Source organism: Hymenobacter sp. M1-2 (assembly GCF_057808495.1).
In genome coordinates this window covers 1-14,501 of sequence record NZ_JBTYZO010000028.1, presented here as the reverse complement: position 1 = coordinate 14,501, position 14,501 = coordinate 1, and the positions used below count along the sequence as shown (strand labels likewise).

Genomic DNA, 14,501 nt, shown 5'->3' with positions numbered 1-14,501 from the left:
TGATCAAATAGCTAACGCGTCTCAAGGTCGTTGAATACGCCTCGGCGCAGTGAGCATCTGACGATTACCTCATCCGTTGCGCCATTGCGGTGCTTTGCCACGTCGAATAGCACCGTATCCGCAGTAGGCGTGCCGTCGTCGTACTCTGCGATGTTGTAGTACTCGCCGCGCCAGAGAAAGACGATGCAGTCGGCATCTTGCTCTATACTGCCGGACTCGCGTAGGTCGGAGAGCATTGGGCGCTTATCCCCTCCCCTTTTCTCCACGTCACGGCTTAATTGAGACAGCGCAATGACAGGGGCGTTGAGTTCCTTAGCCAGTTCCTTTAGGCCGCGGCTGATGCTGCCGACTTCCTGCTCTCGGTTGCCTTTCTGGTCGCCGCGCATGAGTTGGATGTAATCGACCAGCACCAGGCTTAGCGGGTGCTGGCTATGGAGGCGGGCACACTTAGCGCGCAGCTGCTGGATGCTCAGGCCGGGCGTGTCGTCGAGGTGCAGTAGGTGGCCGTGGGTATGCAGGCGCTGGGCTTGTTGGCGGATGTGCTGCACTTGGTCGAGGCCACCGGGCAGGTTGCCACGGCGCAGGTCGGAGTTGGAGTAGCCGGATACTTCACTAGCTACCAGCCGCTGCATGAGCTGTAGCGTAGGCATTTCGAGGCTGAAGATGGCCGTGTGCTGGCCGTGGTCGAGGGCGGCGGTGCGGGCGAAGTGGAGCAAGGCAGCGGTTTTGCCCATAGCGGGCCGAGCAGCTAGAATGACCAAGTCGCCGGGTTGCCAGCCGCCGGTCAGGCCATCGAGTTGGCTGAGGCCGGTGGGAATACCGGTGAGGCCGTGCTGCTGCACGGCCTGCGCCAGGCGGTCGAAGGTGACGGCAAAGGCTGCAGCGGCAGTCTGACCCAGGCGGGTTTCGAGGGTGCGGTGTAGGCTGGTGAGGTGCTGTTGGGTGTCGGCCAGTAGTTGCAGTGGGTCACGGGTATCGTCGTAGCCGTAGGCAGCCATCTCCGTGCCGGCGCGGATGACAACGCGGCGAACGTGTTGCTCCTGCAGAAAGCGGCAATGAGTTTCGAGATGGGCGGTGGAGTTGATTTTAGCGGTTAGTCCGGCTACGAAACTAGGGCCACCGACGCGCTGCAGGGTGCCGCGATGGCGCAGCTGGGCTACGACGGTGAGCAAGTCGGCGTGCATACCGGCTTGCACCAGGTCGCGGATGGCCAGGTACACTTGCTGATGGGCCGGCAAGTAGAAGACTTGCTCGTCGGGCAACGTGGCCAGCAAATTACGCTGCGCATCGGCTTCGAGCAGAGCCGCACCGAGCACGGCCGCTTCCAGATCGAGCGCCTGCGGAGGAAGATTTTTCAATGGATAATTAGTAATTAGTAATGAGCAATGATGTTTAGGGTCAGCGGGTTGAGTGATTGTTCATTCTTCATTGATAATTGTTCATTGCCCGTCAGCTCCAGCGGCTGGGGTCGGTGGGTTTGGGTGCGGTGCGGGCCCGGGTGGGGGTAGTTCCCGGGACCGTAGTAGTAGCCGGAAATTGTGGGCGCCGCATCCAATTGCGAAAGGCGGCGCGCCAGTCAGCCATTGGGGTTTTGCCGCCGACGCGCCAGCCATTGCTCTCGAAGTGGTCGAAGAAGGCACTGGCCTCTGCCTGGGCCTCGGCGCTGCCGGCGTGTAGCTCGGCGGCGTAGGCCTGTACTTCGGGCAGGGCCGGTTTAGGAAGTACCTTTTTCACAGACTTAGCTGACCGGGGCGCGGGCGGGGAGGTGGTAGCCCCCCTCTCTACTTCGGTAGAAGTAGTGAAACTGAAATTGAAAGCCTTTTCAATTGCTTGCTCTGGAGGGGGCATTTGCTTTTTGGTGGAAAGCTTTTGCTTGCTGGTAGAAAGCAACTGGTTAGTGGGTGGCGGGAATGGAGCGGCTGGCTGGTTTTCGGAAACCAATTGGTTTTGCGCAGCAAGCAATTGGTTGGCGGGCCGGCCACCCTTGCGGCCGTTGGCAGCCAGCCGCTCGCGCTTAAGGCTTTGCTTGATGGCCTCCTGCACCAAGCGCGGGTTGTAGCGCAAGGAATTGTCAGTGGAAGAGAGGGGAAACTTGCTGAGCAGCAGCTCGCGGCTATCAGCCCACTGGGCGGTGGTGAGGCGGGCAATGCGGCGGAGGCGGTTCTCATCGTTGGGCAGGTAGCCGGGGCGGTCGGACTGCCAGGAATTGAACAGCAGCAGACAATAGGCCCCCACCTCATGGGCCTCCATGAGCTGCACATCGGGAGAACTGAGAAAGTCGCCCGTGTAGAAGAGAAACGCGGGGGCCTTCATGCTACTGCGCGGAAGGAAGTTGAGTGGCAGGCTGCTCAAATAGATCGAGCTGACGGTACTCGGTGCATTTGCCGCGCAGCGCGGCTTCTACTTCCACTAATGCTTCTTCCAGGGCACTTTCCAATAGGCCGGCGTAGGCATAGGGTGGCTGCTCGTCGTTAAAGGCTACATAGGGGCTGGTGAGGTTGAGCACCTTACCGCCGATTAGGCCGCGCTGACCGATGAGCGTAACGCCACCCCCACCGTTGCCAACGCTGAAGCCCGTGACCGTGAAGGGCTCGAAGTGCAGAGGAAGCAGTTCGGCTACGTCCTCAGGCCAGTAGTCGGAAGTTTCCGTGAGTTGCTCAGTGAGTAGACAGAGGTGAGGCACGAGCTGGGCCAGTCGGTGCAGCAGATCAGGGTGTACCAACTCCTGGCAAGTGAGCATAAAGGCGCGTGGAGGCGCGTCGTCGGTGCGCTGCTCCGTGAACTCACAGGTTAGCTGCTGATTCTTGACCTTGGCCTTCTGGACGCGGATGATAGAATGCGTTGCCGGGGCGTCGGGCCCGACGATGGGAAGTAACTGAGACATAGTGAAGGGATGAGATTAACGGGCCGGCAGCACGTCGAGCGGCCGGCGGTTGTAGCGGGACAGGTAGCGGTCGAGCTCCGACAGGCGGAAGCCCCACTCCTTTTCATTGAGACGCAGGCCCGTCAGGCGCCCCGCCCGACGAGCGTTGCGGACACCTTCGGGCTTGAGGCGCATGTAGTGAGCGGCTTCGCGCACAGTTAGGATGCGGTCGGGCACGGGTGGCGGAGCCGGTGCCACTTTTGGAGCGGCTGCTTCGGTCTCTTTGAGACGCTGCACATCGGAGAGCAGCTGCCGCCACTCCTGTTCGGGGACTAGCAGGGCTACTTGCATGGCTAGGCAGGATTTTGAGCGTTAGCAGGTAGGCTTGACTGGCGGTTGGCCCGGGCTTCGAGGTCGGCGCGGCGCTTCAATTCGGCTTCCAATTCCTCGAAGAAGGCTTCGGCCACATCCATATTGAAGTAGCGGCCAGACACGACGTTGTACACCTGCTGCCGCGTAAAGGCCTTGCCCTTAGCCTCTAAATTGGCCGTGATGCGGGCAGTGTAGTTACTGCGCTTACCAAAAAGGTGGCGCTGTTCTGAAATTTTCTTTGCTACATGTTCCATTTTGTTTGCCGTTTAATTAACTTTGGTTCATTAGACAAACAAGTTTACCACAACAAGTTTGATCTACCAAATAAGTTTTAACAGTTACCTGAAGCAAAATGGAAGAACAAAAGCAAATTGGTGACCGTCTATCGGCCATTATTGAGCATTATGGGGACTCCATTTATGGTGCTGCAAAGAAACTTGGACATGACCGACCAACGAAGCTATACAACTTTATTGGACATAAGTTTAAGCCTGGCTTTGATACCTTGATCGAGGTAATGCAGACTTATCCAGAGATTAATCCAGGCTGGCTGCTACTCGGCGAGGGAGAAATGTTGAAGGCACCGCAGCCGGAGCCGGCCCAGACGACCACGAAACAGGCGGCAGAGCCGACAGCAAGTGCCCGTAAGCGTTCCTTGCATGCGCCAGCAGTTGTGACCCTGGACTTGGCTGGGGAAGAGGGAATTATGCTGGTGCCCACGCCGGCGCAAGCGGGTTATCAGCTTTCCCGGGATAAGCCTGCTGTGCTGAAAGAGATGGATCTGGAGTTGCTAGCGCTGCCGCAGTTCTCAGGCAAGTCGCACCGGGCATTTGAGGTAGAGGGCTCCAGTATGGAACCGACCTTGTGGACTAGTGACATTGTTATTGCCCGATGCGTGGATGACTGGCGTATGGTGAAGCCCCGCCATGTGTACGTAGTGGTAACCGAGGATTCCCTCATGGTGAAGCGCATCCCCCGCCCTATCCGAGACGAGGACCAGGAGGTGGAGTTGCTGTCGGACAATTCATACTTCACGCCGCACGCTATCCCCCGGGAAACCATCTGGGAAATCTGGGAAGTGCGGGGTATCCTGACAACGCGGGTACCCGCCAACCGGGAGGAAGCTTTTGAGCGAGTGGCGGGTCTGCTGGAAGTTATGGCCCGCGATTCGTCGGACGTGCGCGGCCGGCTGACCGAAATGATGGAACGCATCAGCAGCCGCTCAGGAGAGCAGTTGCGACTGATGTAAATGCCCCCTCTTTGGCAACGCAAAGGCATGTTGAGACCCTACGCGCCCTGCTACGCCACCTGTTTGACAACACATCAAATTTAATTGAATAGTACCCATAGATAATCAACCGGTTAGCGTCTCATGTTTGAGGCTAGATGCTACCCCGGCTCTGGGTACTAGAATACAATTCCAAGAAGCCTGAAAAGCTGCAAATCTGGTAACAGAAGCGGTTTTTCAGGCTTTTTGCATTCTAGTCCTTTCAGGATTAATTCCTATATGCGGCCGGATTTGCGCTACCAATACCACTACCAAAAATGAAGGTCACTTTCACCCTTCGCGAGGACAAAACGGACCGCGCTGGCTTGGCTCCCGTCTTCGTGTACGCTAGCTTTGACGGGCTGCGCCTGCAAACCACCACCAAAGAAAAATGCCGGCCCACCGATTGGAACAAGGACAAGCAGCAATTCCGCCGCTCTTTTCCCGGCTATCAGGATGCCAACGACTACTTGGAAAACCTGACGCTACGGCTTCATAGCCGCTACCGCGAACTACGTAGCGCGGGCACGGCCCCTACCGTAGCCTTGATGAAGGAAGCTGTACATCCGGTGGTGGAAGTAGCCGCACCCGCTGAACCTACTCTACTTGAGTTGATGGACGAGTTTCGGGAGGTGCTGCGCGGCCGGGGCTTTGCTTACAATACCCTGCGCCACTACACCACGGCGCGCAACTGGCTTCAGAAATTTGAGGCTCAGCGCGGCAAGAAGTCCTTTCATGTAGCCGACTATACGCTGGCTCAGCACGATGCCTTCATTCACTTTCTCCGCCTCACGCACGGCCTTGGCCCCAACGGTATCTTCTCTATCCTCAAAGACGTGAAGAAGTTTCTGCGGCACCTGCAGCAGGAACGTGGCATGGAGCTGGCGCTAGACCTAAGCCGTATGCAGGTGCGCTGGACAGAAGCTCCGAAACATTTCCTCTCGGCCGCCGACCTGACGGCATTGGCCACCACTCCCCTGCCTTCTACCCTGGTGCCCGTGCGAGATGTGTTTTTATTCTGCTGCTATACTGGCCTCCGCTACTCTGACGTGCAGCAGTTGCAAGGCGCCAACCTGTATGGCTGGAATGGGCACCGGGTGCTAAAGCTGGTGCAAACCAAGACCCGGCGCCCCGTAAGCATCTACCTTACTACCGCGGCGGAGGCTATCCTCGATAAATACGCCGATGGAGAGCGTCTGCGGCTGCTGCCGGTTTACGCAAATCAGGTAATGAACCGGGGCCTGAAGCGCCTCGGGCAGTTGGCGGGCCTTAATACACCGGTGGAGACCGTGGAAATGGTGCGCGGACAAGTAGTGAAACAGGCTGTACCGGCCTACGAGCTAGTGACGATGCATACGGCACGGCACACCTTCGCCACCCAAAGCCTGATGCGCGGAATGCCGGTGGAAGTGCTGCAAAAGGTGCTGGGCCACGCTAACATCAAAACCACGCTCATCTACGCCAAAGTCGTGGAGGATTTCCAGCATCACACCATGCAGCGCATCTGGGAAGGTGGTCAGGGAGTCAATTCAGTCAGCGCGGAGGCTCTAGATAGCCAGATTTGCGCCGTGGAGCCTTCGGCAGTGAGCATATCCTTCGACCTCTATTACGCGGCTCGCCAGTTTGGCGGGCCGTTTTTGTAGGTGGCGGATGAGGATGGGCAACAAGTCGGAGCGAATGACTACATCCAGTGAGCAGTAAGGCCAAGGGTGATCGAGGTTCAGAAAAGTGTAGCCAGCCTTGGTGGTGAATACACGGGCTACTACGGCGCGAACATGGACGTACTGACCGGATCGTTTGGTGGCCTCAACGGCTGTTATCGCTGGGGTTGGTGGTGCCGTCGAGCAGAGGACCAGAAGTAATGGAAGCAGACAGCGAAGCATTTTAAGCAAGATACGACGGTCAAGCTGCCGAAGCATATCATACATTTAACTGTAATAATATATATTTATCTGTAAAAAACGTACATATTTATGAGCATGAAGAAGCCTACTCTATTTGTGCTACTGATATTCACAACGCATTTGGCGCATAGTCAGGTGCGAGCCTCGGCACTGCCGAAGCTACTGTCTGCACCAAAGCCGGTAGCGGCGGCACGGCGCGGTGTGGGGCCGGAATATGGTTCGGTACGGCGGGTGCTAGACGGCGATACCTACGAGGTACTGCTTCCGGCCGGGCTGGTGCGGCTGCGTGGGGTAGACGCGCCAGAGCTGAGCCAGCCCTTCGGGCGGCAGGTGGCGGACTCGGTGGCGCGGCTGCTGCGGGGTCGGCTGCTGGAAGTGGACCGGAGTACGCCTGACCTGTACGGGCGTACCCTGGCGGGGCTGCGGGTGGGATTGGTAGTCGGAACAGGCCGACGCTGGCTGCGGGTGGACTCGCTGCTGGTAGTGCGAGGTTGGGCCTGGGCGGTTGAGCCGAGCCGAGCAACGCCACGCTGGGCGCTGCTTCAGCAGCTGGCCCAGGCCCGGCACCGGGGGCTGTGGAAATGCGGCAGTACCGCGCCGGTTCGGCCGGGAGTGTGGCGGAGCTTCAACAGACAAGAAAAACTGACCTATTGGGGTAGCTGCTCCTGGTAGGCCGGGCGCGCAAGCAGGCAGCAACATCTTTCTCTCACTTAATCTCTTTTTCAACATGGCACGGATTTACAGCCCATTGGGCAACATCAAAGGCAGCATTGGCAACCTTACCTTCTCGGGTGGGGCGGGCAATAATCAGCTGCGCACTAAAATTGCCAGCAACGCCAGCAACACGCCCGCCCAGCAGAACACCCGCTCGCGCTTCAAGCTGCTGGCCGACCTATTCAAGAAATTCGCGGGGGCGGCACAAACGGGCCTAAAGCGGCAGAACGGCCAGTCATCCTACAACCGCTTCGTGGCGCAGAACTTCATCAACACCTCGGCCGACGCGCAGAACGTGGCCATCATAAACTACTCGAAGCTGGTGCTGTCTGGCGGCTCAGTAGAGCCGTTGGCGAGCGTATCGGTGGCCCTGGACGCTGTGAGTGGCAAGGTGACGGTGAGCTTCGCCGACAACACGAACAACAATACGGCCCTGGGAACTGACCGGGTGAAGGCTTTAGTGGTGAACAAGCAGACGGGCCGAGTGGTGTCGCAGTCAGACGAGGGTGTGACTCGCGCTGATGGCGCGCTGGAGCTAGACGACGACGCGCTGACGGGCGTGCAGGCCGCCGACCTGATGACGCTGGCTTTCGCCTACCGCGCTGACGGCTCCGACGCCTCGTCAACCTCGGCTGCTCAGGTAGCCTAGTACGGGCGTAAAAAGTTGCCCCGGCCCGCTGAGGCTGGGGCGGCTTTTTTGTATTTGGGCAGGATGATGGAGCACCGGTGCTGCTGGGAGAATCTCAGGAGGAAGCTGGGAGGAAGTTGGGAGAAGCCCTTGCCCGCTTTTCGGCTCAATTGAATTGAATTTTTCAACGACAACCTTTTGACACATGTCTAAGAAGACGGAGTATCAGAAACAAGCCGACAAGCGCACAAAAGATGCGCTGCGGCTGCGGGCCCAGTTTGACGGGCGCATCCGCAAGGCGGCGCAACAGCTGATAATCGCAGCGGCCGGGGCACGGGATGCCCGTAACCGCGTGAATAGAATCAACCAACTGTACGGCGTGGACATCAGCACGGAAACGCTGTTGGCACACAGCGTGCGGACAAGCGAACTGACAGAGCAATTAGCCACGCTGCTGGGGGAAAGCTCCCCCGGCGAGGAGGTGCAGCTGTTCAACCCCACACCGGATGGTAACGGCGGGGCTATACTAGCATTGGAAGCCGTGTTCGGTGAGATAGCCGAAACGCCGCCGATTAAGGTTGTGCCTCCTAGGACGTTACAGATGATGGACAGGTAGCCAACTTCACTCCGAAAGAACCCCGGCCAGAGTGGCTTGTCCTTACTTAAAACAATGAAAGAGCGCCGGCCGGTAGGCTGGCGCTCTTTCATTATCGTGTTATTCGCCACATAGGTAAATGACCAGCTGCGCACCTTCCACGAGCAGACGCAAGGTGTGATGGCCGAGCCAGAGAGGTTGCCAGCCGGGCGAGCCGTCATCGGCCACGAGCTACTGACAGCTTACAAAAAGGGCTGACCGGCGGGTCAGCCCCTTCTCAGCGGGTCGGTTTCGCTTAGCACCTCATTATACTCGTTGTATTCAGTGAGCGTGACGCCACCGCGCGCGTCAATGGTTTTCACCACTAGGAGAATGACAAGAGGAAGAAGTTGACGGACTTATGCTCAGTGCGATTTCTCTAAGGGTTAAATTTCACCGAAAACCACAAAGTCAAAATCGTCGATATCTATGGCTGCGTCGATTTTAGGCAAGGTCACAACCTTTTTTAAAAGCAACTCATACCCTTTGTTTTCAGGAGTAGAACCTGTGTAATCTGATTCACAAAAGCCATTGATTACAACTCCATACAAACCGGCGTCGGCCGTAACAGCAGCTTGTGCGCCGCCTTGCTCACCGATGGCTAGCTCTTTGTAAAACTCTGGCTCCCAATCCATGATGGCGTAGATATCTGCCACAATTATCTTTCCTGAGCTGATGGTTAGAGGAAACGGGTTTGTCTGCAATTTTTTCCATTCCTCCTTGAAAACACTTTCGGATTGATCGTTAATGATGATCTGGTAATTAAGCGGCGGGATTGAATAAATGGGCAAGACAATCCCTTGCTGAATAGCTTCATCACCTATTTGAGGATTTTTCAGAAAGAAGTCAAATAAATCTCCTTCTTGAATTTGTTTTGCGTGCACAAAGTCATCTAAGACAAATGGATCGAAGACAACAATGCCAGCAGTTTCAAGTATTATCTCAAATTTTGAGATCATGTTCTCTAAATTCAAATGCATTAAAAAAGCAAGCAAACTGGGTTTGCTTGCTTTTCCGTTCAAGTTGCCACGGTACTGCGGTGGAAACTAATAGCAGGTTAATCATTGGCAGAAGCTGCCACTTTTAGTTTTTCAAAAAACTCGGTTAGGTTGCTTGCCACTAGGTATACATTTTGGTATTTAGCCGCTTCTGGCATTACCTCTCCTGTTTCTTCTTCATAGTCTTCGGCATCAAATTCCAGCTCGTGGTCCCACCAACATACGTTCTGGTAATGTGTCTTATCGAGTGCTAAGCATAGCTGATTACCTAATCCGTCATCCGCAAAAGGGAGAAAAGCATCAGGCATTCTTTCCCTAAACGTCCGTATTTTTTTCAGCAGGTCGGCCGAGGCATTTTTTCCTCCCTTTCCATACATAGTCGCCACGCCTGAGCCGTAAAAATTACCGCTCGGCATTCCAAGCTCTTCTGCGTGAACATATTCGGGTTCTTGTTTAATGGGTTCAAATTTCACAGAATTCGTGAAGATGAACGCTCCGTATGTTGTTAGAAGCCATCTGTAATCATCAGGCAACTGCCCGTTTACTTCCTGCTCAATGCTGCCAATCTCGGCTTCATCTAAAGGATTAAATTGGCCTTCTAGCGGCTCAATTCCGCCTAGACACTCAATTTCATTTTGAATTGCCATGTGAATTGCTTTTTATGTTGGACAACCGCCCCCGTTGGCTACTCTTAAATCGTTTGCTCCTCCAGTATGCCTTACTCCATCATGTAGTATCGTAGGCACAAGTTGAACCGAAATGCCTCCAGCATGGTGTGGCGTTAATCCTTCTTGTGATAGCCATGTTCTACCTGCCGTTTTATTTGCAAGCTTATATTCATCTGCAACGGCTTTGTGCATCAGTGGCATATCGGTTTCATGAACACCTGTCATGCCTTGCACTTCTAAATTCTTGACTGAAAATTCCGAAAAATCTGGGGAACCTTTCACAAAAGGTATTCTGGAACCATCGCTAATTCCAAGGTCAGCAGGATTATTAGGTATAAAATCTGAGTGACCTGGAGCACCACTCCAAGTCTCATTTTTCGGCAGTCTCCATCCTTTGGGTTTGGGTGTTCCTGGCTCCCAAGGCATCAAGCCCAACACATCCACCCAGGTATTGGGGTCGTGAACGTAGGAATAAGCTTTTAGCCCCCCTAACACGCCAATAGGGTCTTGACTCACATACTGCCCGGCTTCAGGGTCATAATACCGGAAACGGTTGTAATAGAGGCCCGTTTCTGTGTCTTCATACTGGCCTTGATAGCGAAACGGGCAGGCTACCGCTTCCCCTTCTTGCCACCGCACCTTGCCGTAGCTGTTTAACTCGGCGGCCCACACCTGCTGTCCCTGCCCGTCATGCATCTGCACGGGCGTACCCAAGTGGTCGGTCAAAATGCTGTGTCGCTCCTGCCCTTGCAGTTTTGCCACGGGGGCGAACATATTGGGCTCAAACAACCACGTTACTAAGTCTTCAATGGCAGCCGCGCCCGCCCTAACCGTCAGTTCTGTCCACTCGTGCAAGGGCTTATCGCCGTCCCACACCCAGCGCGTCACTCGGCCTTTGTAGGCCTTGCTCACTCGGCGTCCCAACGCATCATACGTGAACCGAACCGTACCACGCCCCCATCGGGCCGTACTACCTCTTGTAAGTAGCCCGCGCTGTTCCAGGCATAGTGCCACTCTTCGCCCGTGCGTAACGTCTTCTTACATAGATTGCCCGCCGTATCATAGTCGTAGCGCGTACCATGGGCCTCCAGCAATTGCCCAGCCGGGCCATAACGGCGGTCGGTGCGGTCTGGTGCACGGAACAGGTTACCCACCGCATCGGGCTGGCGCAACTCGCGGGTGCCGTCAGGGTAGGTCACAGCAGCCAGGTTGCCCACGGCGTCGTGCTCAAAACGGGTGAGCCCGTGCTGGCTGTCGTGAATAGAACTGAGCCGGTCGTTTTCCTGCCACCCGTAGGTGCGCACCCGCTCGGCCACGCGGGTATTGCGGGTGCGAACGCGCTGCTCCGTGGCCCGGCCCAGGGTGTCACGCTTCCAACGCATCTGTGCCCCGCCGCTGTATGTGCGCTGAATTTCCAGGCCCTGCGCGTCACGAGTGAAGAGCGCCTGCCACTGCCCGGCTTTGATCTGTTCCACTCGCCCGGCTGCGTCGCGCTTATAGTGAACCGCAGCGCCTAGTGAGGAGGTCATGCCTAGTCGGTAGCCCAACGGGTCATATTCACTCGTGATGGTGTGGGTGCTCTGCGTTTCCTGCTCCACCTGGCTTAGCACGTTGCGCTTGAACGCCACGGTGCTCGTGTCGTTGGTTGCTTCGAGCAGCGCCCCATCTGCACGGTAGCGGTACGTTTCCGTCGCTCCGTCATGATACAAGACTTCCGCCACGCGGCCCCGGCTATCGTAGCCATAGCGCGTGCGCTGGCCGGTGGGCAGCGTCAGTTCCTGCACCTGCCCGCCGATGTTGCGCCCATAGCGGCGCGTGAGTCCGTCGAAACCCACTTCCGTAATCACGTTGCCTACCCCATCAAGCTCAAAACGGTAAGCTAGGCCATGTTCATTAACGATGGCCCGCAGCTGTTCTTCCGTGTCGTGCAGAAACTCTACCGTCGTGCCTGCTTCTACGCGGCGTATTAATTGGCCCATGCCTCGGTAGGCGTACTGCACGTCGTGGTGGCGGTCCTGGGCGCGTACGATGTTATCGAAGGCATCATAGGTGAAGCGGCGCACGTTGCCATCGGGCTCGTGCACCGTCGTCACGCGGCCAAGCAAGTCGTACTCGCGCCACTGCACGTTGCCCCGCTCATCGGTGAGCTTGCGGGGACGGCCCCAGCCGTCAGGCAGCCAGCGACTGCTCGTGCCGGCGGGCAGGCGCAGCTCGCGCAGGTTGTAGGCGTCGTCGTAGACAAGTTCGGTACTGCGATGGGCCGCATCGGTCAGGCGCTGGAGTAGGCCGTTGGCATACACATAGGTATCTGTGTTGCCGAGTGGGTTGGTACGGGCCACCAGGTTGCCTGCCTCGTTGTAGGCCCACTGCCACTGCCCGCCCACGGCGTCGGTGGCCTGCATGCAACGGTCGTGCTCGTCGTACACAAATGCTAGCGTAGCGCCATCGGGCAGTTCCGTGAGGATGCGGTTGCCGCGCTCGTCGTAGCTGTAGCGGGTTTCGTGGCCGAGCGGGTCGGTTTCGCTTAGGCGCTCGTTGTATTCGTTGTAGTCGGTGAGTGTGACACCGCCACGGGCGTCAATGGTTTCCACGACCAGCCCGTTTTCGTTGCCTTGGTAGGTGGTAGCGTGGCCCAGCGAGTTGGTGACGACTGTGCGCTTGACCGCCACATCATACACCAGCCTGTGGTCGTAGATGCCCTCGTCGCCCCAGGTGTGGACGCAGCGCGCCTCGGGGCCGGTGCCCTCGTACTCGAAGTAGAAGTTGAGACCATTCTTAAATGTCTCCTGCACCAGCAGCCCTTGTGCGTACTGATAGGTGGCGGCCTGGCCTAGCGCATCCTGGCACCGCACAAGCTGGCCTTGCCGGTCGTAGGCGTAGGCTACCAGTACTACGGTTTGCTTGGGCTCAGTGGGGTGTGGGGCCGTGATGGCGCGTACCCGTCCCTGCTCGTCGTAGCTGACCTGCAGCGAACGCCGGGCGCTGTCAGTGATGCCGTTCAGGTACCCCTGCTCGTTGTAGTGGAAGGTGAGGGCAAAGCCGTTGGCGTTCTCCACGGCACTGAGGGGCGAGACGCCATCGCCGCGGTTCACGCCGAAGCGGTAGGTGAGGTCGGCGCCGTGGTCGAGCACGGCGTAGCCGCGCGAGTCGTGCAGTAGCGTGAGCTTTTCGAGCCGGTCGTAGGTGCGCTGGCCGAGTGGCACCCACTCGAAGGCCACGCCCCGGCCATCGGCGGTGCGGAAGGCCACCGCGCCCTGTTCGGCATCCACGCACAAAGCCATGTCGTAAGCGTGGTGCCAGCCGTGGCCGAGCGGGCCCTGGTGAATAGAAGTAGAGTTCCAGAGCCGCTCCCACCGGAGCGGAATGGGCCCGGGCAGTTCGAAATCGACGGTTTCGGTGTAGAGGTAGCCGCTGATGACATCGACGGGGTGCCCCGTGAACGAGCACAGCCGCTTGTTGGCCAGGGCTTTCGCTCGCTCCGAGAGGTTGAGCTTGTTCATGGCCCGCTGGGCGGCCTGGCCGAGCTTCTTGATTATTTTGCCGCCGAGCTTCTTCATGATGTACTCTTCGGCCGCTTCGAGCAGCACCTCCCCGGCAATGGAGAGGCCGGTTTGCAGGCTCGGGTCGCGGGCGACGCGCGTAACGCCCTTGACCACGGCCGCGCTGGTAGCCAGCACCGTGCTGGTGGTCATGAGGTAGCCCGCGCCCGTCATCATGGCGGCTCCTAGCGGCGCGCCCACGCCGGTAGCGCAGAGGATGGCCCCGCCAATACCCAATGCAATAGCGCCATAAAACGCCCAGGTAGAGGCTTCGTTCGCCATGTCAGCGGCTTCGTCCACCTGGTCGAGCTTCTGATCGAGGGCCACGGCGGCATCGGCATCGGCGCGGGTGAAGTTGATGGAGATCTGCCCGCCCGCCCCACACTGGCACTTGCTCGTGTGCAGCAGGGGCCGGCCACCGAGTACGGTCAGGCCCGAGTCCATGACCCGAGTCCACTCAATAGGCGCTGGCACGCAGGGGGTGCGCGTGACCTGGCACACGCCAAAGGGCTTGATGTTGACGAGCGGGACCTTGTCGAACTCGGTGGCGTAGGGCTCTTCGTAGAGCTGCGCCGGCTTGGGCAGTACGGTAAACATGGTCGGCATCATGCCTTTATCGCACGTGAGCCACACGCCGCTCATGATGTATTTATCACCCGTCGCCATCGTAATGCCTTGAAGAATAAGAATAGAAAGGAAAGCTCTGCAAGAAACTAAAAAGCGGCCACTCCTCCTAGGTCGTTCAGACAGGCGACTTAGGAGGAGTGGCCAACTACCTACTAGGTGTATAGTCCCAAGGAGAGATGGTGTATTTTCCGGGCCGGACTTTCGCACTCAGTTATGGGCCAAGTACTCCACAGCAGCGCCCGCTTGAGCGGCGGCAGTACGGCGCGCTATCCAACACAGCCCGGAAA

The 14,501-nt window shown here is 57.5% G+C and carries 14 protein-coding genes; 5 read left to right on the top strand and 9 right to left on the bottom strand.

All coding sequences use genetic code 11. The annotated features are described in order from the left end of the window. Positions 1-11 precede the first annotated feature (11 nt). The 5 genes from dnaB to ACYSMN_RS21835 form a co-directional block, all read right to left on the bottom strand. Positions 12-1,358, bottom strand: coding sequence for a replicative DNA helicase (dnaB, locus tag ACYSMN_RS21855; RefSeq protein ID WP_488926049.1), 1,347 nt, complete (start codon positions 1,356-1,358; stop codon positions 12-14). Positions 1,359-1,449: 91 nt separating this feature from the next. Next, the gene (locus ACYSMN_RS21850; RefSeq protein ID WP_488926048.1) at positions 1,450-2,313 is read right to left on the bottom strand and encodes a DUF1376 domain-containing protein; all 864 of its coding nucleotides are present in this window, start codon (positions 2,311-2,313) and stop codon (positions 1,450-1,452) included. Position 2,314: 1 nt separating this feature from the next. Then, on the bottom strand, positions 2,315-2,884 hold the full coding sequence (locus ACYSMN_RS21845) for a hypothetical protein (RefSeq protein ID WP_488926047.1): 570 nt from the start codon (positions 2,882-2,884) through the stop codon (positions 2,315-2,317). 15 nt (positions 2,885-2,899) lie between these two features. After that, the gene (locus ACYSMN_RS21840) at positions 2,900-3,214 is read right to left on the bottom strand and encodes a helix-turn-helix domain-containing protein (protein WP_488926046.1); all 315 of its coding nucleotides are present in this window, start codon (positions 3,212-3,214) and stop codon (positions 2,900-2,902) included. 2 nt (positions 3,215-3,216) lie between these two features. Then, entirely contained in the window at positions 3,217-3,489 is a 273-nt protein-coding gene (locus ACYSMN_RS21835) for a hypothetical protein (RefSeq protein ID WP_488926045.1), read from the bottom strand. 98 nt (positions 3,490-3,587) lie between these two features. Between ACYSMN_RS21835 and ACYSMN_RS21830 the strand changes: the two genes are divergently transcribed. The 5 genes from ACYSMN_RS21830 to ACYSMN_RS21810 all read left to right on the top strand — a co-directional run bounded on the left by ACYSMN_RS21830 (position 3,588) and on the right by ACYSMN_RS21810 (position 8,364). Continuing rightward, positions 3,588-4,484 carry a S24 family peptidase gene (locus tag ACYSMN_RS21830; protein ID WP_488926044.1) on the top strand — a complete coding sequence of 299 codons (897 nt, stop codon included), beginning with the start codon at positions 3,588-3,590 and terminating at the stop codon, positions 4,482-4,484. A 296-nt stretch (positions 4,485-4,780) separates the two neighbouring features. Then, positions 4,781-6,145: a site-specific integrase gene (locus tag ACYSMN_RS21825; protein WP_488926043.1), complete on the top strand. Its 1,365-nt coding sequence runs from the start codon at positions 4,781-4,783 to the stop codon at positions 6,143-6,145. A gap of 336 nt (positions 6,146-6,481) precedes the next feature. Then, complete coding sequence (locus ACYSMN_RS21820; RefSeq protein WP_488926042.1) at positions 6,482-7,078, top strand: thermonuclease family protein; 597 nt, start codon at positions 6,482-6,484, stop codon at positions 7,076-7,078. Positions 7,079-7,133: 55 nt separating this feature from the next. Further along, positions 7,134-7,769 carry a DUF6266 family protein gene (locus ACYSMN_RS21815; RefSeq protein ID WP_488926041.1) on the top strand — a complete coding sequence of 212 codons (636 nt, stop codon included), beginning with the start codon at positions 7,134-7,136 and terminating at the stop codon, positions 7,767-7,769. A 184-nt stretch (positions 7,770-7,953) separates the two neighbouring features. After that, complete coding sequence (locus ACYSMN_RS21810) at positions 7,954-8,364, top strand: hypothetical protein (protein ID WP_488926040.1); 411 nt, start codon at positions 7,954-7,956, stop codon at positions 8,362-8,364. 404 nt (positions 8,365-8,768) lie between these two features. Here the strand turns inward: ACYSMN_RS21810 and ACYSMN_RS21805 are convergent, their stop codons facing one another. From ACYSMN_RS21805 to ACYSMN_RS21790, 4 genes are all read right to left on the bottom strand, one after another. Then, complete coding sequence (locus ACYSMN_RS21805) at positions 8,769-9,377, bottom strand: hypothetical protein (protein ID WP_488926039.1); 609 nt, start codon at positions 9,375-9,377, stop codon at positions 8,769-8,771. Positions 9,378-9,439: 62 nt separating this feature from the next. After that, positions 9,440-10,027 (bottom strand): SMI1/KNR4 family protein, encoded by a 588-nt coding sequence (locus ACYSMN_RS21800; protein WP_488926038.1) that lies wholly within the window; start codon positions 10,025-10,027, stop codon positions 9,440-9,442. Positions 10,028-10,039: 12 nt separating this feature from the next. After that, complete coding sequence (locus ACYSMN_RS21795; RefSeq protein ID WP_488926037.1) at positions 10,040-11,062, bottom strand: RHS repeat-associated core domain-containing protein; 1,023 nt, start codon at positions 11,060-11,062, stop codon at positions 10,040-10,042. Continuing rightward, positions 10,957-14,253 carry a DUF6531 domain-containing protein gene (locus tag ACYSMN_RS21790; RefSeq protein WP_488926036.1) on the bottom strand — a complete coding sequence of 1,099 codons (3,297 nt, stop codon included), beginning with the start codon at positions 14,251-14,253 and terminating at the stop codon, positions 10,957-10,959. The genes ACYSMN_RS21795 and ACYSMN_RS21790 overlap by 106 nt, the downstream gene beginning before the upstream one ends. Positions 14,254-14,501: the final 248 nt, after the last annotated feature.